Origin of the sequence: Nocardia niwae NBRC 108934 = DSM 45340 (genome assembly GCF_001613465.1) — a bacterium.
Lineage (GTDB): Bacteria > Actinomycetota > Actinomycetes > Mycobacteriales > Mycobacteriaceae > Nocardia > Nocardia niwae.
Window position 1 is genome coordinate 203,293 of the sequence record NZ_BDCK01000015.1, and the last position, 17,200, is coordinate 220,492.

Annotated in this window: 19 protein-coding genes; 10 read left to right on the forward strand and 9 right to left on the reverse strand. The window is 70.4% G+C overall.

Features of this window, described 5'->3' with window-relative positions; translation table 11 throughout:
- Positions 1 to 21: 21 nt before the first annotated feature.
- Together NNI01S_RS04820 and NNI01S_RS04825 are read right to left on the reverse strand one after the other, a co-directional pair.
- Positions 22 to 837 (reverse strand): Rv1486c family protein, encoded by an 816-nt coding sequence (locus NNI01S_RS04820; protein WP_063017885.1) that lies wholly within the window; start codon positions 835 to 837, stop codon positions 22 to 24.
- Positions 838 to 986: 149 nt separating this feature from the next.
- Positions 987 to 1,811: a DUF3097 domain-containing protein gene (locus tag NNI01S_RS04825; protein WP_063017887.1), complete on the reverse strand. Its 825-nt coding sequence runs from the start codon at positions 1,809 to 1,811 to the stop codon at positions 987 to 989.
- Positions 1,812 to 1,941: 130 nt separating this feature from the next.
- Between NNI01S_RS04825 and NNI01S_RS04830 the strand changes: the two genes are divergently transcribed.
- Positions 1,942 to 2,373, forward strand: coding sequence for an NfeD family protein (locus NNI01S_RS04830; protein WP_063017889.1), 432 nt, complete (start codon positions 1,942 to 1,944; stop codon positions 2,371 to 2,373).
- On the forward strand, positions 2,373 to 3,647 hold the full coding sequence (locus tag NNI01S_RS04835) for an SPFH domain-containing protein (RefSeq protein WP_063017891.1): 1,275 nt from the start codon (positions 2,373 to 2,375) through the stop codon (positions 3,645 to 3,647). The genes NNI01S_RS04830 and NNI01S_RS04835 overlap by 1 nt, the downstream gene beginning before the upstream one ends.
- A 66-nt stretch (positions 3,648 to 3,713) precedes the next feature.
- Here the strand turns inward: NNI01S_RS04835 and NNI01S_RS04840 are convergent, their stop codons facing one another.
- Positions 3,714 to 4,556, reverse strand: a complete 843-nt coding sequence (locus NNI01S_RS04840; protein WP_063018692.1) for an SGNH/GDSL hydrolase family protein — start codon at positions 4,554 to 4,556, stop codon at positions 3,714 to 3,716.
- A gap of 116 nt (positions 4,557 to 4,672) precedes the next feature.
- Here NNI01S_RS04840 and NNI01S_RS04845 point away from each other — a divergent pair, with 116 nt between their 5' ends.
- Complete coding sequence (locus tag NNI01S_RS04845; protein ID WP_063017893.1) at positions 4,673 to 5,350, forward strand: O-methyltransferase; 678 nt, start codon at positions 4,673 to 4,675, stop codon at positions 5,348 to 5,350.
- A 10-nt stretch (positions 5,351 to 5,360) separates the two neighbouring features.
- Here NNI01S_RS04845 and NNI01S_RS04850 read toward each other — a convergent pair whose 3' ends face one another.
- Genes NNI01S_RS04850 through NNI01S_RS04855 form a run of 3 tightly spaced genes read right to left on the reverse strand, consistent with a single transcriptional unit; the run spans position 5,361 to position 7,077 of the window.
- Entirely contained in the window at positions 5,361 to 6,095 is a 735-nt protein-coding gene (locus NNI01S_RS04850; RefSeq protein ID WP_245675973.1) for a zinc-binding dehydrogenase, read from the reverse strand.
- Positions 6,044 to 6,355 carry an alcohol dehydrogenase catalytic domain-containing protein gene (locus NNI01S_RS35870; RefSeq protein WP_245675974.1) on the reverse strand — a complete coding sequence of 104 codons (312 nt, stop codon included), beginning with the start codon at positions 6,353 to 6,355 and terminating at the stop codon, positions 6,044 to 6,046. The genes NNI01S_RS04850 and NNI01S_RS35870 overlap by 52 nt, the downstream gene beginning before the upstream one ends.
- 47 nt (positions 6,356 to 6,402) lie before the next feature.
- Positions 6,403 to 7,077: a TetR/AcrR family transcriptional regulator gene (locus tag NNI01S_RS04855; RefSeq protein ID WP_063017895.1), complete on the reverse strand. Its 675-nt coding sequence runs from the start codon at positions 7,075 to 7,077 to the stop codon at positions 6,403 to 6,405.
- Between the two features lie 60 nt (positions 7,078 to 7,137).
- Between NNI01S_RS04855 and NNI01S_RS04860 the strand changes: the two genes are divergently transcribed.
- Positions 7,138 to 8,610 (forward strand): MFS transporter, encoded by a 1,473-nt coding sequence (locus NNI01S_RS04860; protein ID WP_063017896.1) that lies wholly within the window; start codon positions 7,138 to 7,140, stop codon positions 8,608 to 8,610.
- Positions 8,611 to 8,617: 7 nt separating this feature from the next.
- Here NNI01S_RS04860 and NNI01S_RS04865 read toward each other — a convergent pair whose 3' ends face one another.
- A complete protein-coding gene (locus tag NNI01S_RS04865; protein WP_063017898.1) occupies positions 8,618 to 9,346 on the reverse strand; it encodes a hypothetical protein in 729 nt (242 codons plus the stop codon).
- A 102-nt stretch (positions 9,347 to 9,448) separates the two neighbouring features.
- Here NNI01S_RS04865 and NNI01S_RS04870 point away from each other — a divergent pair, with 102 nt between their 5' ends.
- From NNI01S_RS04870 to NNI01S_RS04890, 5 genes are read left to right on the forward strand one after another with little or no spacing between them, the layout of a single operon-like run.
- Positions 9,449 to 9,832 (forward strand): hypothetical protein, encoded by a 384-nt coding sequence (locus tag NNI01S_RS04870; RefSeq protein ID WP_063017900.1) that lies wholly within the window; start codon positions 9,449 to 9,451, stop codon positions 9,830 to 9,832.
- Positions 9,833 to 9,881: 49 nt separating this feature from the next.
- Positions 9,882 to 10,751 (forward strand): SDR family NAD(P)-dependent oxidoreductase, encoded by an 870-nt coding sequence (locus NNI01S_RS04875; RefSeq protein ID WP_435824998.1) that lies wholly within the window; start codon positions 9,882 to 9,884, stop codon positions 10,749 to 10,751.
- 51 nt (positions 10,752 to 10,802) lie between these two features.
- The gene (locus NNI01S_RS04880; RefSeq protein ID WP_063017902.1) at positions 10,803 to 11,468 is read left to right on the forward strand and encodes an urease accessory protein UreF; all 666 of its coding nucleotides are present in this window, start codon (positions 10,803 to 10,805) and stop codon (positions 11,466 to 11,468) included.
- A gap of 25 nt (positions 11,469 to 11,493) precedes the next feature.
- The gene (ureG, locus tag NNI01S_RS04885; protein ID WP_063017904.1) at positions 11,494 to 12,207 is read left to right on the forward strand and encodes an urease accessory protein UreG; all 714 of its coding nucleotides are present in this window, start codon (positions 11,494 to 11,496) and stop codon (positions 12,205 to 12,207) included.
- Positions 12,208 to 12,216: 9 nt separating this feature from the next.
- Positions 12,217 to 12,897, forward strand: a complete 681-nt coding sequence (locus NNI01S_RS04890) for an urease accessory protein UreD (RefSeq protein ID WP_063017906.1) — start codon at positions 12,217 to 12,219, stop codon at positions 12,895 to 12,897.
- Positions 12,898 to 13,074: 177 nt separating this feature from the next.
- Here NNI01S_RS04890 and NNI01S_RS04895 read toward each other — a convergent pair whose 3' ends face one another.
- Together NNI01S_RS04895 and NNI01S_RS04900 are read right to left on the reverse strand one after the other, a co-directional pair.
- Positions 13,075 to 13,938: a hypothetical protein gene (locus tag NNI01S_RS04895; RefSeq protein WP_245675975.1), complete on the reverse strand. Its 864-nt coding sequence runs from the start codon at positions 13,936 to 13,938 to the stop codon at positions 13,075 to 13,077.
- 100 nt (positions 13,939 to 14,038) lie between these two features.
- Positions 14,039 to 15,472 carry an NAD(P)/FAD-dependent oxidoreductase gene (locus NNI01S_RS04900; RefSeq protein ID WP_063017908.1) on the reverse strand — a complete coding sequence of 478 codons (1,434 nt, stop codon included), beginning with the start codon at positions 15,470 to 15,472 and terminating at the stop codon, positions 14,039 to 14,041.
- 229 nt (positions 15,473 to 15,701) lie between these two features.
- Between NNI01S_RS04900 and NNI01S_RS04905 the strand changes: the two genes are divergently transcribed.
- Entirely contained in the window at positions 15,702 to 17,198 is a 1,497-nt protein-coding gene (locus NNI01S_RS04905) for a cytochrome P450 (RefSeq protein WP_063017909.1), read from the forward strand.
- Positions 17,199 to 17,200: the final 2 nt, after the last annotated feature.

Genomic DNA, 17,200 nt, shown 5'->3' on the forward strand with positions numbered 1-17,200 from the left:
CACACCGCCGGAGACATGAGGTCAGCGACTTCCGCGCGCCGAGGCGTGCACGGCGACCAGCCGCGCGGCGCGGATCGCGTCCCACAGCGGCCGCAGCAGCGATTCCTGCGCGCCGATCGCGCTGGCGGAGGTGGGTGCGGACGCGGGCTCCCGCTGCGCCACCGTGAGGATGGCCGCGACATGATCGGCGGTGTCGAGAATGCGCCTGGCGCGCAAGGGAATCGACTCGGGATAGTCGTGCCGCGAGTAGTCGGCGAGCTCGGCTTCGATGAGCTCGCGCGGATCGGAGTCGACCGTGCCGAGCGATGTGGTGTGCAGTTTCATCAGCGCGTCGGCGGCGTCGCGGACCGCTTCGCGCATCGCGTATTCGGCCTCACCGAGCGACATGTCGGGGCCGGGCTCCGCCGGGATGGGCGTGCTGTAGACGGTCCACTGCAGGGTGTCGTCGTCGGCCCACTGGGGAATGAGCCCGGTGCCGTCGCCGCCCGGCGCACCGATCAGGATCCCTTCCTGCGCCTCGATCGCGTCGGCGGCGAACGCCGTGCCCGCGGGAACTCCGCGTACGTCGCCGGGGACGGGGAGCACCAAGTGCAGCTGCGCTCCCGGCTGGGCCATCGTCTCGCGAATCACTTTGAGCAGTGCCATGACTCCGCTGCCCGGCACGTTGCCGTGCGCGGACCAGGGTAGGTCGGTGCGGCCGCCGGTGAGCGGGTCGCCCGCCGCGATCGTGTGCTTCGGCGCCCATGCGTGCAAGGCGGCCAAAACGTCGTCGGGCGCACTGCGGCCGGCCAGCCAGGAGCTCGCCCACACCGTCAGCGTCGCACTTGGAGAGCACATAATCATCGAGCATAAAGGGTGGGCGCTACCGGTGGGCATCCATGCGCAAGGGCATTGGTGAGCAGCACCGAAACCACGGGCGCCGCGCTGCCGGAGACGGGCGGGTCCACGCGGATACCGCCGGGCATCCGGCTCGCGCGGCCGGCGCGCTAGCCCGGCTCGGTGACGAAATCGATGAGGCGCTCGACCGCGCCGATGAGCGGAGCCTCCAGATCGCGGAAGGAGGTCACCGAGCCGTACACCCGCCGCCAGCCGTCCTGCGGCGTGCCCCAGCCCAGACGTGCGCAGACGCCGGTCTTCCAGTCCTCGCCGCGGGGCACCTGAGGCCACCGGGCGATGCCGAGGGTGGCCGGGCGTACCGCCTGCCAGACGTCGACGAACGGATGACCGGTCACCAGGACGTGCGGGCCGAGGCCGGTGGTCAACTGGGTTTCCTTCGACCCGGTCACCAGGTGGTCGACCAGGACGCCGACCCGCCTGCCGGGGCCCGGCTCGAACTCCGTGAGGCGCGCGGCCAGATTGTCCAGACCTTCCAGCTGCTCCACGACCACACCCTCGACCCGCAGATCATGGCCCCACACCCGCTCGACGAGCGCGGCGTCGTGGACGCCCTCCACCCAGATCCGGCTGCCCCGGGCGACCCGGGCGCGCAAGCCCTCCACCCTGGTGGACCCGGAGGCGGAGCGGGTGGACGCCTGCGGCGGGGCGGCGGACGGCCGCACCAGCGTCACCGGCTCGCCATCGATGAGGAACGCGGCCTCGCGCAGTGCGAACAGGCGGACCGCGCCGCGAGCGTCCTCCAGTTTCACGAACTCGCCGTCGTAGCTGCGATCGAATCCGACCACCGCGCCGCAGAATCCGGTCGCGGCGTCTTCGACGACCAGATCGCGTTCCGCGGTGACCGTCGGCACCGCCCTTTTCTTCGATCGAGGATGTCCGGAGAAGATGTCGCCATACCTGTCACGCCCGCTCACCTGGCTGAAGCTAGCACCGCCGCTGCGGCTTTCGCCGCACCCGGGTGACCGCGCGTCCGCTCGCGGAATTCATGCGGAGTACTCGTGAAGGTCGCGCCCGATATCATGATCGGCGCACTACAGTGGTCGTGTGGCCGCAATTTTTTGGCTGGTCGCGGGCGTTCTGCTCGCGGCGGCGGAGATGCTCACCGGCGATTTCACGCTGCTGATGCTCGGTGTCGCCGCGCTGGGCACCGCGGGCGTCAGCGCGGCGGCGGACACCTCGCTGGTGGTGGACGCCATCGTCTTCGCCGTGGTCTCGGCGGTGCTGTTCGTCGGCGTGCGCCCGATCATCCGGCGTCGCTTCGGGACTCCGCCGCCGACGCCGACGAATGTGGACGCCCTGCCGGGGAAGACCGCCCTGGTGCTGGAACAGGTGGCGGAGCACTCCGGTCAGGTGAAGCTGGGCGGGGAGGTCTGGACCGCGCGGCCGATGGATACCAGCGAAGTCTATGAACCGGGTACGACCGTGTATGTCATGAAGATCGACGGCGCGACCGCCGTCGTCTGGAAGGGGCCTTGATGGCTGTACTGATCGTTGCCGCCGTCCTCGTCTTGCTGGTCGTGGTGGTGGTGTTCAAGTCGATCGCGCTGGTGCCGCAGGCCGAGGCGGCGGTGATCGAGCGGCTGGGCCGGTATTCGCGGACCGTGTCCGGCCAGCTGACGTTCCTCGTGCCGTTCGCCGACCGGGTCCGCGCCAAGGTGGATCTGCGGGAGCGGGTGGTGTCGTTCCCGCCGCAGCCGGTGATCACCGAGGACAACCTGACTCTGCACATCGACACCGTGGTCTATTTCCAGGTGACCAGTCCGCAGGCGGCGGTGTACGAGATCAGCAACTACATCGCCGCCGTCGAGCAGCTGACGGTCACCACGCTGCGCAACGTGGTCGGCGGCATGACGCTCGAGCAGACGCTCACCTCCCGCGACTCGATCAACGGCCAGCTGCGCGGCGTACTGGACGAGGCGACCGGGCGCTGGGGTCTGCGCGTCGCGCGGGTCGAGCTGAAGAGCATCGATCCGCCTCCCTCGATCCAGGAGTCGATGGAGAAGCAGATGAAGGCCGACCGCGAGAAGCGCGCCATGATCCTCACCGCCGAGGGCCAGCGCGAATCGCAGATCAAGACGGCCGAGGGCTCGAAACAGGCGCAGATCCTCTCCGCCGAGGGCGCCAAGCAGTCGGCGATCCTGTCGGCCGAAGGCGAACGGCAGAGCCGCATCTTGCGGGCACAAGGTGAGCGCGCCGCCTCCTATCTGCAGGCGCAAGGTCAGGCCAAGGCCATCGAAAAGGTCTTCGCCGCCATCAAATCCGGCAAGCCGACGCCGGAACTGCTGGCCTACCAGTACATGCAGACGTTGCCCATGGTCGCGCGCGGTGACGCCAACAAGGTGTGGTTGGTGCCCAGCGATTTCGGCAAAGCGCTGGAAGGGTTCGCCAAGAGCTTCGGCACCCAAGGCGAGGACGGCGTGTTCCGGTACGAGCCGCCCGCCTCCGACGGCGCGGAAGCCAAGCCCGAGGACGACTCCGACGTCGCGGACTGGTTCGACACCGCGCCCGACCCGACCATCGAGCGGGCCGTGCGGGCCGCCGAGGCGACCGCGCGGACTCCGGTCGAGGGGCTGACCCCGACTCCGCCTCCGAAGACCTTCGAACCGTCGCCGCATCAGCCGGTCATCCCTCCGCAAGAGGCCTTCCCGGCCCAGCAGCAGCCGCAACAGCAGCCGCCGCAACCTCCGGCTCAGCGCCCGGACGACCCGCACGGTCGTCCTTGGCAGCCCCCGGAGAACTTCTCGAAATAAGCACGCACCCGGCCGCCCCGGACTCAGCCCGAGTCCGGGGCGGCCGCGTCGGCGCCCCCGAATCGTTCAGCCGGGCAGTCCGGCGGCGCGGATCACCGGTAGCACGACGTCGGCGACGCCGCGCATGCCCTGCGGGGTGAGGTGGTAGGGGATGAGTGTCTCGGTGGCGACGACAGGGTCGATCCAGCGGACGCCGACCGGCGCGCACGCGTCACGGCCCGTCGAGGCGGCGCGGGTGTCGACGTAGGTCGCGCCGTGTGCTGTGGCGACCCGGGCCACCACGGTGTTGAGGCGGTCGAAGGCGGCTTGGATGGGCGCGGCGTCGGACGGTCGGAGACCGACCAGCTCCGGGCAGCCGCCGTCGCGCACATAGGTCGGCCAGCCGTCGACGACGATCACCGCTCGCGGCGCCAGGAACGAGATCTGTTGCAACGCGGTCGCGTAGGACGCCGCGATCGCCTCGATGTCGGCGTCCCAGTCCGGACCGGCGCACGCGCCGATACCGGAGAGGCCGTACACATGACAGGCGACGATGTGCTCGGCCATCAAGGCGTCGTTGGCGCCGATGTGTACCGTGACCAACCTCGTGGCTGGGCCGAGGGCGTCGAACTGGGGTGGGATGCCCGGCCCCTGCGCGGCGGCGAGATCCGGGATGCGCGCGGAGTTGCAGGTGCGGTCGTCGACCCGCAGACCCAGGTCCGCGGCGAGCAGTTTGGGGGTGTTCGCGGTCGAGCGGAGGCATCGAGGCGGAGCCGTGACGTCGTAGTTCCGCACACCGGTGGTGGCCGCCCCGGAATCACCCAGCGCGACGTATTCGGCCCCGGCTGCGGGTGCGGCGTCGGCGGGAGCGGTGACGCCGAAGGCGATCAGGCAGGCGATGACCGCCGCGGCCCGCGCTGGAATCGTCATGTCGGGTCCTGTCCGTCCCATGGTCGGCGCGATCACTGGACACGTACGTCTCGCTGTGCCGAACGCTACTCGGCGAGCCGGGTCCGCGGGCGCGATCGGGTGGCAGACTTCCAGCTATGACGACACCTGGATGGGCCGACGTGGACCGCTATCTCGTGGAGACACTGGTGGCGGACTCCGATTCCGACGCGGCGTTGGACGCGAACAAGGCGGCGGGCCTACCCCCGATCGATGTGTCTCCACCACAGGGAAAGTTCCTGCATCTGCTGGCCAGGACGGGCGCGGCGCGGCGCGTGCTGGAGATCGGCACGCTCGGTGGGTACAGCACGATCTGGCTCGCGCGCGCGGTCGGCCCGAAGGGTCGTGTGATCACGCTGGAGTTCTCCGCACAGCACGCCGAAGTGGCCCGAGCGAACCTGGAGCGAGCGGGGGTCGGCGACCGGGTGGAGATCCGGGTCGGCGCCGCGCTGGACAGCCTGCCCGTCCTGGCGGAGGAGGACCCGGACCCGTTCGACTTGGTGTTCATCGACGCGGACAAGGTGAACAACTCGAACTACGTCCTGTGGGCGCTGCGGCTGACCCGGCCTGGCTCGGTGATCATCGTCGACAACGTGGTCCGCGGCGGCAGGATCGCCGAGGAGCATGCCGAGGACCCGAACGCGCAGGCAAGCCGCGAGCTGGTCGAGTTGCTCGCCGCCGAACCGAGCCTGGACGCGACGGTGATCCAGACCGTCGGCGGCAAAGGCTGGGACGGTTTCGCCTATGCCGTGGTGAACGGCGACGGCGTCGAGTGAGCCGGCGCGGCTAGGGCTCCAGCACCACCTTTCCGGTCGTTGCGCGCGTTTCCAGCGCTCGATGCGCGGCGGCCGCGTCGGCGAGCGGGAAGCGATGCACGGCGGGACGCAACCGGCCCGCGGCCGCCTCGGCCATGGCGCGATCCTCGAGCACACGCAAGTCTCCGCCTACTCGCGCCAGCATCGGCGGGCCGATCACCCGCTGCGACGTGATTCCGCGTTCGGCCCGGTCGTCGTCGGAAAGCCGGACCGCCCCTTCCGCCTCCGACTTGCCGGACCAGCCGTAGACCAGATGCTGCCCACCCGGGGCGAGCAGATCTATGCCGGTGCGGGCGACGGCACCGCCCACGGAGTCGAACAGCGTGTCCACCCCGTGGGCGCCGACGAGCGCACGCACCCGGTCGGGCCAGTCCGGCGCCAGGTAGTCCACCGCGAGGTCGGCACCGTTGCCGCGCACCCGTTCCACCTTCGCGGGGCCACCGGCGGCCCCGATCACCGTAGCTCCGGCGTTCTTCGCGTACTGCACCAGCAGGGTCCCGATGCCGCCCGCCGCGGCCGTCACCAGGACGACACTGCCCGGCTTCGGCTCGCAGAACTGAAGGATGCCCATGGTCGTGCGCCCGGTGCCGATCATCGCCACCGCCGCCGCGGCGTCCAGGTTGGCGGGGATCTCGTGCAGCCGGGCGGCGTCGGTCACGGCCAGCTCGGCGTAACCGCCGGGCACCGCGCCGAGATGGGCCACCACGCGCGCGCCCCCAGCAGATCTTCGGCCACGCCATCGCCCACGCGGTCAACGGTGCCCGCGACTTCCCGTCCGGGAACGGTCGGCAACTCGGGCAACGGAAACGGCCCCGGCTCGCCGCCGCGCAGCGCGGTGTCGATCAGATGCACACCGGCGGCCGCCACTGCGATGCGCACCTGCCCCCGGCTGGGCACGGGATCGGGAACGGTTTCGTAGCGGAGGTTCTCGGCCGGGCCGAAGGCATGGAGGCGAATGGCGTGCACGGTGACTCCTGTTCGTGAGCGGTCGCCGGCCAGCCTGCAACGTCAAGTCAGGTTGAGGTCAACCGGTCGCGGCGCGCGGCTCTGGCCTCGAATCCGTCGCACAGCGCGTCGAGCCCGTCGTAGAGCAGTTCCTCCTGGGTGAGGTCGCGCACGCCGCTGCCGGCGAGATCCGTCAGGGCCGTCGGCACCGGGCCCTCGGCCGTGCCGTTCAGCAGCGTCCGCAGCGCGTTGTCTCCGCCGGGGTCCATGCCTTTGCGCGCCATCAGCTCGGCGCTGATCTCCGGCAGAGTTGCGCCGGAGATGTAGTTCCACACGGTGAAGGACATGCCGGTCGCCTCGCGGGTGGACACTCCCAGTTCCAGGAAGCCGTCCACCAGCCACGCCAGGCAGGCCAGGCTCTGCGGCCCGAAGCTGTAGCGCGGAGTGGCGAACGTGAGCAGCACCCACGGATGCTGCCGATACAGAGCCCAGTCGACCTCGGCGGCGATGCGAACCCGGTCGCGCCAGGTCCATTGCCGTCCTTCGGGAGCGGGGTACGGATTGCGCCGGGCCACTTCGTCGGTCATCAGCGCGAGCAGTTCGTCCTTGTTCGCGACGTGGCGGTACAGCGACATGGCGCCCACCCCGAGGCGATCGGCGATGCGCCGCATGGACAGCGCGTCCAAGCCCTCGGCGTCGGCGAGCTCGATGGCGGTGTCGACTATGGCGGCTCGGTGCAGCATGCGTACACTGTACCCGGATTCATGCGTACGACGTACGCGTCAGCGAGAGGATGTTGGGCAATGACAGACGTGCAGCCGGTGCGAACCGCGCCGTCCACCACGGGCTCGCGCCGCGCCTGGCTCGGCCTCGCGGTCCTGCTGCTGCCGGTGCTGCTGGTGTCGATGGACATCTCGGTGCTGTTCCTCGCGCTGCCGACGCTGACGCTCGATCTCGACCCCTCGGCGGATCAGCAGCTGTGGATCCTGGACATCTACGGGTTCCTGATCGCGGGCCTGCTGATCACCATGGGCAATCTCGGCGACCGGATCGGGCGGCGCAACATCCTGCTGGCGGGTGCCGCGGTCTTCGGCATCGCGTCGGTGATCGCCGGGTTCGCGCCCAGCGCGGGTGTGCTGATCGCGGCGCGGGCGCTGATGGGCATCGGCGGCGCGACGCTGCTGCCGTCCAGCCTGGCGTTGATCTCGAGCCTGTTCCCGGATGTCAGGCAGCGAGCCGCCGCGATCGGCGTCTGGACGGCGTTCTTCGCCGGTGGCTCGGCCGTGGGGCCGGTCATCGGAGGCATGCTGCTGCACCACTTCTGGTGGGGTTCGGTGTTCCTCATCAACATCCCGGTGCTGCTGGTCCTGCTCGCTTTCGGACCGCTCGTGCTGCCGGAGCACCGGGCCGGGGCGCGAGGGCCGCTGGACCTGCCGAGCGTCGCCCTGTCGATCGGCGGCATCCTGCCGGTGGTGTACGGCATCAAGCGCGCCGCCACCGAAGGCGTCGATGCGCAGGCGGTCGTCGTCGCGCTGATCGGCGCGGTGCTCCTGACCGTATTCGTGCGCAGGCAGCGGCACCTCGAGGAGCCGCTGCTGGATCTGCGGTTGTTCACCCGGCCGCAATTCTCGGTCGCCATCGGCGCCAGCCTGACCGGCATGATGTCACTGGCCGGGATGAGTTATCTGACCAGCACCTATCTGCAGTCGGTGACCGGGCGTACGCCGTTGGCGGCGGCGCTGCTCGGCATTCCGATGGCGATCGCGGTATTCGTCTGCTCGGTGGGCGGCGCCCGGGTCGGGCATCGCTTCGGCGCCCGCGCCACCTTCGTGTTCGCCCTGCTCGCCTCCGCGGCGGGCAACCTGATGCTGCTCGGTGTCGGCGCGCACGACGGACTCTGGTGGTATCTGGCTGGATCCACGATCGCCGGAGTCGGCTACGGTCTGTCCTTCACGCTGGTGTCCGAGGTCGCGGTGTCCTCGGTGCCGCCGGAACGGGCCGGGTCGGCGGTGGGCATCTCGGAGACCAGCTTCGAACTGGGAAACGCGCTGGGCCTGGCGCTGCTCGGTTCGCTCGCCGCGCTGATCTTCCGGTCCGGAGGCGACTACTCGGCGACCCTCGGCGAGACCATCCAGCAGGCCGGCGGCGACACTGCGCTGATCGAGGCGGCGCGCGGGTCCTTCGTCGACGGCATGCACGTCGCGGTGGCCGTCGGCGCGACAGCGCTCACCGCGATGGCGCTGATCGCTCGCTTCGCTTCGCCCCGCAGGCACTGAGCCGGGATCAGCGGCCGAACACCGTCGCCACGATCTCGGCCGCCCAGCGGTTCATCGGCCGGATGATCGTGCCGTGCACCCAGCGAACCGGGCGCACCACCAGGGCATCCGAGATGACCGCCAGGGCGGCGAAGACCGGACGCAGCACGTAGCGGTGCAGCGCCCGGCATGGAAGCACCACGAGGACGCCCACGACGAGGGTGGCCACCCGCCACCCGTATCGTGCGGTCGTGCGCAGCACGCTCCACAGCGGGCGCAGCACCCAGCGCCACAGTTGCGACAGCGGCCAGACGATCAGCCACTCCACGATGCGAAGACACACCCACGCGATGGCGTAGGCGACCGGGTAAACCACCCAGCGCAGCAGCCAAGCCCCCAGGGGACGAATGACCCTGCGCCACAAGAAGATCTCCACCGCCCGCCGCAGCGGTCGCAACAGGTACTCGAGCAGGAAGGACAGGAGCGGTGTGAGCACCAAGCCCCACAGCAGATGCTGGATCACCCAGCCCCACAGGAAATCCTTCGCCACGATCCAAGCCGGCCGCAGCACCCAGTGCCGGATCAGCTCGGCCGCCGGAACCAGCAGGTACCGCGCGACATACCCGAGCGCCGCTCCGATGGCGCGGCCCAGCAGGAGAATGCCTTCCCACAGCAGACGAATCGGCACCAGCACCGCGACCGCGATTCCGCGCGCGATCCACTGTGCGATCGAGACCTGCGAATCAGGTGCCGACACCGTGTCCCCCCTCGGCTGACCGCCTGGGCAAAGGCCCTGGCGAAAGAGTCTGTGCGGTCCCGACATTCGATCACACGGCCGCCGACGAGCGCGTGAGTAGAAATGCTCGAGCCGCGCACCGGCGCGCCTCCCGCAGGCCGAGCGCTGCTCGACGCGCTGCCGAGCTTTTTCGATCCGCAGATCCTCGTCGTCACGCCGACGACGAGCCGGTGCGTCACCCGTGTGGAATTCGTCGCCGCCGCCCGCGCGCGGGCCCGCGGACTCGCCGCTCCGCGCGCGACGCTGGTCGCGCAGTCCACGATCGAACTGGGCGGGCACTGCTGGCTCACCTCGACGCAGTGGACGATGGCTCTCGCGGACGCAGCCGCGTTCGACCTCTTCAGCGATCTCCTGGTCCGGCACGCCGCCGGCGCGCTGAGCATCGCCGCCTGCCTCACCCGGCAAGACCTGCCGCGACTCGTACGGGCCAGGTCGCGGGCGGACTGATCGCGCGAACTCCGGGTGGGCGCCCCGGACGACGCCTACAGTCGAATTCGTGAACCGAGCCCGGGCCTCGAGCAACGGTCGACCGGTCGCCGAACGGGTGGCGGCGCGGCTGCTGTACCCCACGTCGCGTCCGCGAGACGAGGCGTTGCGCGCGGCGGTCGGCGGCAAGATCGTGCTGGTCACCGGTTCGTCACACGGCATAGGCAAGGCCAGCGCACGCAGACTGGCCGCGGCGGGCGCGACCGTGCTGCTCGTGGCCCGCTCCGGCGGCGAACTCGAGCGGCTGGCCGCGGAGATCACCGCCGCGGGCGGCGTCGCCCACACCTACCCCACCGATCTCACGGACATGGACGCCGTCGAACGGCTCGGCCGGTTGCTCCTCGACGAACACGGCCACCTCGACGTCGTGATCAACAACGCGGGCAAGTCGATCCGCCGTCCGATCGACGAGTCCTACGATCGTTTCCACGATTTCACCCGCACCATCGAGGTGAACTACCTCGGTCCGGTGCGCTTGCTGCTCACGCTGTTGCCCGCCATGCGCGCGCGGCGACAGGGGCACCTCGTCAACGTGTCGACCTGGGGCGTGCGTATGCCGCCCGCACCGCGCTGGGCCGCCTACGGTGCGTCCAAATCGGCCTTCGACGTCTGGTTGCGCAGTGTGGCGTCCGAGGTGTCCGCCGACGGCGTCACCACCACCTCGATCTACCTGCCGCTCGTGCACACCAGGATGAGCGCGCCCACCGATTTCAGCGGCGTCCCTGGGCTGACCGTGGCCGAGGCGGCCGACCTGGTCTGCCACGCGGTGACCGCGAAGCCGCGGGAAATCGCCCCGTGGTGGTCGGGGCCGGTGCAGGCGTGGACCGATCTCACCCGCGGCCGCGCCCAGCGATTCATGGAGCGCGCCTTCCGTCGCTGACCGGAAACCAGCGGGACATCCGGTCGACACGCCGGGACATAGGATCGACGGATGGGTGAACCCGCTGCGACCGATCCGGCGGCGTCCGGCTTGACGATGTTGCTGGCGCTCGCCGACTCGCGACTGCCGATCGGCGGTCACGTGCACTCCGGCGGTGTGGAGGAAGCCGTCGTCTCCGGCGTGGTCCGCGACGTCGCGACCGTGGAGCTGTACCTGCGCCGCCGGATCCGGACCTCGGGGCTGGTGGCCGCGTCGCTCGCCGCGGCGGTGTGCGCGGGCGAGCTGGATCCGGCTCGGGCCGAGGCGGAAGCCGACGCGCGCACGCCCGCACCCGCGGCTCGGACCGCATCCCGAGCCCAGGGCCGCGGCCTGGCGCGCCTGGCCAAACAGGTATGGCCCCGGCACGATTGGTCGCCGCTCGGCACGACACCGCATCTGTCCACGGTGTTCGGGATGGTCGGCGCGGCCGCCGCGGTGCCGCCCGGGGAGATCGCGGGCGTGGTCGTCTACACGACGCTCACCGGCGCCGCCACCGCGGCACAGCGTTTGCTGGCTTTGGACCCAGCCGCGATCGCCGCCTGCACGATCCGGCTGGCCTGCCTGTGCGACCGCGTCGCCGCCGAGGCCGCGACCGGTCTCGCCGCGATGTCCGATCCGCTGCAGGACGTGCTCGCCGAGCGCCATCGGCAGCGGGACATGCCCCTGTTCGCGAGCTGAAGCCCCGGAAGAAGGAGACCGCGCCATGCCCCCGCACCTGATCGACGGTGAGCCGCACGACCACGGTCACGAACGGCCGAAACGGACCCGCACGCCCGGGGAGGCGCTGCGCATCGGCATCGGCGGCCCCGTCGGCTCGGGCAAGACCGCGCTGGTGGCCGCGCTGTGCAGGCAGTTGCGCGACGAGCTGTCGCTGGCGGTGCTGACCAACGACATCTACACCACCGAGGACGCCGATTTCCTGCGCAGGCACGCGGTCCTGCCGGACGAGCGGATCGCCGCCGTGCAGACCGGCGGCTGCCCGCACACCGCCATCCGCGACGACATCACCGCCAACCTCGACGCCATCGACGATCTCGTCGCCGCCAACCCGCCACTGGATCTGATCCTGGTCGAATCCGGCGGCGACAATCTGACCGCGACCTTCTCCTCCGGCCTGATCGACGTGCAGATCTTCGTGGTGGACGTGGCGGGCGGCGACAAGGTGCCACGCAAAGGCGGCCCGGGCGTGACCTTCTCGGACCTGCTCGTGGTCAACAAGACCGATCTGGCGCCGCTGGTCGGCGCGGATCTCGGCGTGATGGAGCGGGACGCGGCGCGGGTGCGTGGCGAGCGGCCGACGGTGCTCGTCTCGCTCACCGACGACCCCGCGGCGACGCCGGTGCTGGCCTGGGTGCGCGAGCAGCTGCGCGCGGTCACCGAGCAGGATCACGCCGCCGAATCCGCCGCTGCGCACTGAGCGTCGCTGTTGCGCACCGAATTACGAATAGTCGCCCGCCCGGAGGCGCTCCCGGAGATCCACGCCAGCGGTGGGTTGTCCGCCCGCCGCACCGGCCCGCGAGCGGTCCATCTGATCGGCACCGCCGCCACGCCGCTGGGCGGAGACGAGCTCGACGTCGTGATCGTGGTCGCGCCGGGGGCCGAATTGGTCGTGCGCTCGGTCGCGGCCACGCTCGCGCTGCCGGGCCCGGCGACGTCGCTGTCGTCCGGACGCTGGCATCTGGATGTCGGTAGCGGGGGAGTGCTGGATTTCGATCCCGAGCCGATGATCGTGGCCGGCGGCGCGCGGCACCACACGGTCACCACGATCCGGCTGGGCTCCGGCGCCCGGCTGCGCATGCGCGAACGCGTCCAGCTGGGACGCGCCGGTGAGGACGGCGGCGAGTGGCAAGGAGACCTGATCGCCGACGTGGACGACCTCCCGCTGCTGCGCCACCGGCTGGCGCTGGGCGCGGGCACACCGGCGGATGACGCGCTGTCCGCGCCGCGTGCCCTGGAGAGTGAACTCGTCTATCCGGACGAGCGCGCCGCGACGACAACCGGATTGACGCAGACCCGGCTGCCGCTGGCGGCGGGCGGCAGTCTGTTCACCCGCACGGGGTCGCTGCTGCGCGTCTCCGGGGCGGAACACGTCGAGGTGAACAGCTGATCGACGTCCACACCCCGGGCGGACTGTCGGGTGCGGCCACGGACGGTCCCGCGCCGCATGTGGGATTCGTTGCCTACAGGTGTAATTCGACCGAGACCTGGAGAAAGAAAGGGTGGGAGCCCGACAGCGTCGTCGGGTTCCCACCCTTTCGGCTCGTTCCTCGGAAACATCATCCGATCAGCCGTCGGCCTGCTCGGGGGCCGTCTCCGCCTCCGGTGCGACCTCGGGAGCAGGCTCGGCGGACTCCGCCGGGGCCTGCTCCGGCCCGCTGAGTGCCCGTGGCGGCGCGCTGAGCGCGTGCACCGCACCGAGTCCCGCGCCGATGCCAGCGCCGATGGCCGACAGCGGGGCGGCCATCAGGGCAGCACCGTAGGCGGCTCCGATCGGGCCCGCGGCGAGGCCGATCGGCGCGAACGGCAGTCCGATGGCCAGGGCGAGACCGCCGCCGACGGCTGCACCGAACAGTGCGAACGGGCTCGCGAACACGAAGCCCGCCGCCGCGCCGATCGCGGCGGCGCCCACGGTCTGGCTCGCCACCCGATCGGACCGGGTGCGCTCCATGCCGACGGAGTCGAGGAATGTCGCGATATTCGCCTCGGCCGTCGCCGCGCCGTCGTTGAGCTGGATCGCCTGCTCCCGGTAGAGCCACTCCGGTGCGTCGACCTGCACGTCACCGAACCGCAACTTGTGGGGTGGCGGCGCGATCGGCGGCACGGGAGCGACGGGAACGGGGGCGTGCAGGCCTTCCAGCGGAGCCAAGTACTTCGGGTCCGGCAACGGACGCGCCCACTGCAACGAACTCAGGATGTCGTCCGGGATCCGCAGACCCTCGTACGGGCGCACGTTCGGCGCCTCGGCCGCGGGCCACTGGGCCTGTTGCTCGGCGGCGTCCGCCCGGGTCACCGGAACGGGGCGATCGGGCTCGGCGTTCGCGGTCCCGGTTCCCACCAGCGCGAGAACGAGAGGAACCGTGCCCACGGCAACCAGGGAGCCCAGTTTCGGCCGGTGCGGTTTGGGTGTTCGATGCTTGCCCGTGCCCATAGATCACCTTTCATCCGAAGGAGACGTCGACGCCTCACATTCGGATCCGTTGGCGACCTGGATTGGTCGAACGCGCGATCCCCAGCGCGCCCGGCGCCTGTCAGCCGGCTTTGGCGTCCGTATGCGCCTTGTCCACGGCGACGCGGCTGTTGGTGGACGCGCCGAGCGCGGCGGCGAGTTGTTCGGCGTCCTCGTCGTCGCCGTTGCTGATCGCCTCCAAGGCCAGACGGGCGAACACCCACTGTTCGGTAGCCGCCATCTGCCCGCGACTGCGGCCGAGGAAGGTGACGAACCACTGGATCACTGTGACGATCCGGCTGCGGTAGCCGACCAGGTAGTACAGGTGCAGCGCCAGCCAGGCCAGCCAGGCGATGAACCCGCCGAACTCCAGCTTGCCCACCTGGCACACGGCGCTGAACCGCGAGATCGTGGCCATGCTGCCCTTGTTGAAGTACTTGAACGGCTTGCGTTCCTGCGGGGCCTGGCCCTTCAGCCCCGCCTTGATCTGCTTGGCGGCGTAAGTCGCGCCCTGGATGGCGCCTTGCGCCTGGCCGGGCACATTCGGCACCGACATCAGATCGCCGACCACGAAGACGTTCGGATGGCCCTGCACGGTCAGATCCGGTTCGACCACGACCCGCCCGGCGCGGTCGACCTCGGTGCCGTCGGACTGGTCGGCGATCATCTTGCCCAGCGGGCTGGCTTGCACGCCCGCAGACCAGACTTTGCACGCCGACTCGATGCGGCGGATTGTGCCGTCGGAATCCTTCACCGTGACGCCCAACGCGTCGACGTCGATCACCATGGCGTTGAGCTGGATCTCCACGCCCATCTTCTCCAGCCTGCGTTCGGCCTTGCCGCCGAGTTTCGGCCCCATCGGCCCGAGCACCGCGCCCGCGCCCTCGATCAGCACGACCCGCGCGTCGCGCGGATCGATGTTGTGGAAGGTGCCCTCCAGCGTGCGGTCGGACAGCTCGGCGATCTGCCCCGCCAGCTCCACGCCGGTCGGCCCGGCGCCGACGATGACGAAGGTCAGCAGCCGGTCGCGCTCCTCCTGGGTGGTCGCGAGTTCGGCCTGCTCGAAGGCGCCGAGGATCCGGCCGCGTAGCTCGAGCGCGTCATCGATGGTCTTCATGCCGGGCGCGTAGGTGGCGAACCGGTCGTTGCCGAAGTAGGACTGCTGGGCGCCGGTCGCCACGATCAGGCTGTCGAACGGGGTGACCGTGTCCTGGTCGAGCAGGCGCGAGGTCACCGTGTTGTTCGTCAGGTCGATGTCGGTGACCTCGCCTAGTAGCACCTGCGCGTTCTTCTGCTTGCGCAGCACCAGCCGGGTGGCGGGCGCGATCTCGCCGACCGAGAGGATGCCGGTGGCGACCTGATAGAGCAGCGGCTGGAACAGGTGGGTCGAGGTCTTCGAGATCAGCGTGACGTCGACGTCGGCGCGCTTGAGGTGCTTGGTGCCGAACAGGCCGCCGAAGCCCGAGCCGATCACCACCACCCGGTGCCGGCCGTTCTCGACAGTCTGAGTGCTCATCGTCCTGCTCCTCGATGGACCTTGGGGGTCGTCCCCGGCGGCGGTTCCTGACAGCTAAACCGTAGCCGCCGCGCCGGGCAGCGTCACGGCGAGATCCCCGTTCCTGGCGTGTTGCGGTGCGAGGTCTCACCGTCACCGGGGCGGCGCGGGGAGGTTCGGCGCGGCCGAACCGGCCGAGCGGGAGAGGTGCAGAGCCTACGATGGTAGCTGTCGCTCAGGGAGGATTGCCATGGTCGCCGGTGACCGTGCGGTCGGCCGAAAGCCCAGCGTGCAGGCCGAATCGGAGAATATCGCGCTGATCGAGGTGCCGCACGCCCATCTGATCGACCGGGCGCTGGGACTGCTGCCGGAACGACGCCAGGTGCTGGCCACCCCGCCGCGGGGCAGCGACACCGTCCCGGTGCTCGGCGACGCCGGATTGCCCTACCTGGGCCGGGCACTGCAGTACATGCGCTGGGGTCCCGCCGAGATGATGGAGCGCTACCGCCGGTACGGACCCGTCTCGCTGAACTCTTCGCTCGGTGTCGACCGTGTCCTGGTCGCGGGACCGGAGGCGCTCGACGAAGCGCTCGGCCACCGCCGCCGCGATTTCGGTCAGGGCTGGGACTACTTCATCGGCCCGTTCTTCCGGCGCGGCCTGCTGCTGCTGGAATTCGACGAGCACAAATTCCATCGCAGGATCATGCAGCAGGCGTTCACCAGGGACCGGCTGGAAGCGCACCTGGCCGCGCTGACGCCGGTGGTGCGGGAGAGCATCGCACGCTGGGTGCCGCGCGAGCGCGACGCCGAACGCACGGTGCGGCTGTATCCGACGATCAAAGAACTGACCCTCGACGTCGCGGGCGGGACGTTCATGGCCGCGGACGTCGGTGCACAGCGCAGGCAGTTGATCGACGCGTTCGTCGATTGCACCCACGCCGGGCTGGCGATCATCCGGCACCCGGTGCCCGGCGGGCACTGGCGGGCCGGGTTGCACGGCAGGCGAGTGCTCGAGGACTACTTCACCGCGCTGCTGCCGGAGAAACGCCGCGCCGAATCGGCGGATTTCTTCTCGGGGTTGTGCCACGCCCGCAGCGAAGACGGCGGCGTCTTCGGTGACGCGGACGTGGTGAACCACATGATCTTCCTGATCATGGCCGCGCACGACACCACCACGACGACCGCCACCGCCGTCGCCTACTACCTGGGCAAACACCCGGACTGGCAGCAGCGGGTGCGCGCGGAGGTGCTCGACATGGACGCGCGCCTGGGCGACGCGCCGCCGGCCATCGCGGATCTGGAGACGCTGCGCGACCTGGATCTGGTGGTGCGGGAGAGCCTGCGGCTCATGCCGCCGGTTCCCGGACTGGCGCGCCGCGCCGTGCACGACACCGAGATCGCGGGTCACTACATTCCGGCGGGCGCCCCGGTCGATCTCGCCTACCAGGTGAACCACCTGCTGCCCGAACTGTGGACCCACCCCGAGCGCTTCGATCCGGAGCGATTCGGTGAGCAGCGGCGCGAGGACAAGTCGCACCGCCTGGCCTGGATGCCGTTCGGTGCGGGCGCGCACAAGTGCATCGGAATGCACTTCGGCACGTTCGAGGTGAAGACGGTGACCGCCGCCCTGGTGCGCGACTACGAGTGGCGGATCCCCGAGAAATACCGCATGCCCTGGGGATTCACCACGATTCCGTTCCCCAGGGACGGTGCCCCGATGACATTGCGCAGGCGCGCGACCGCCTGAGC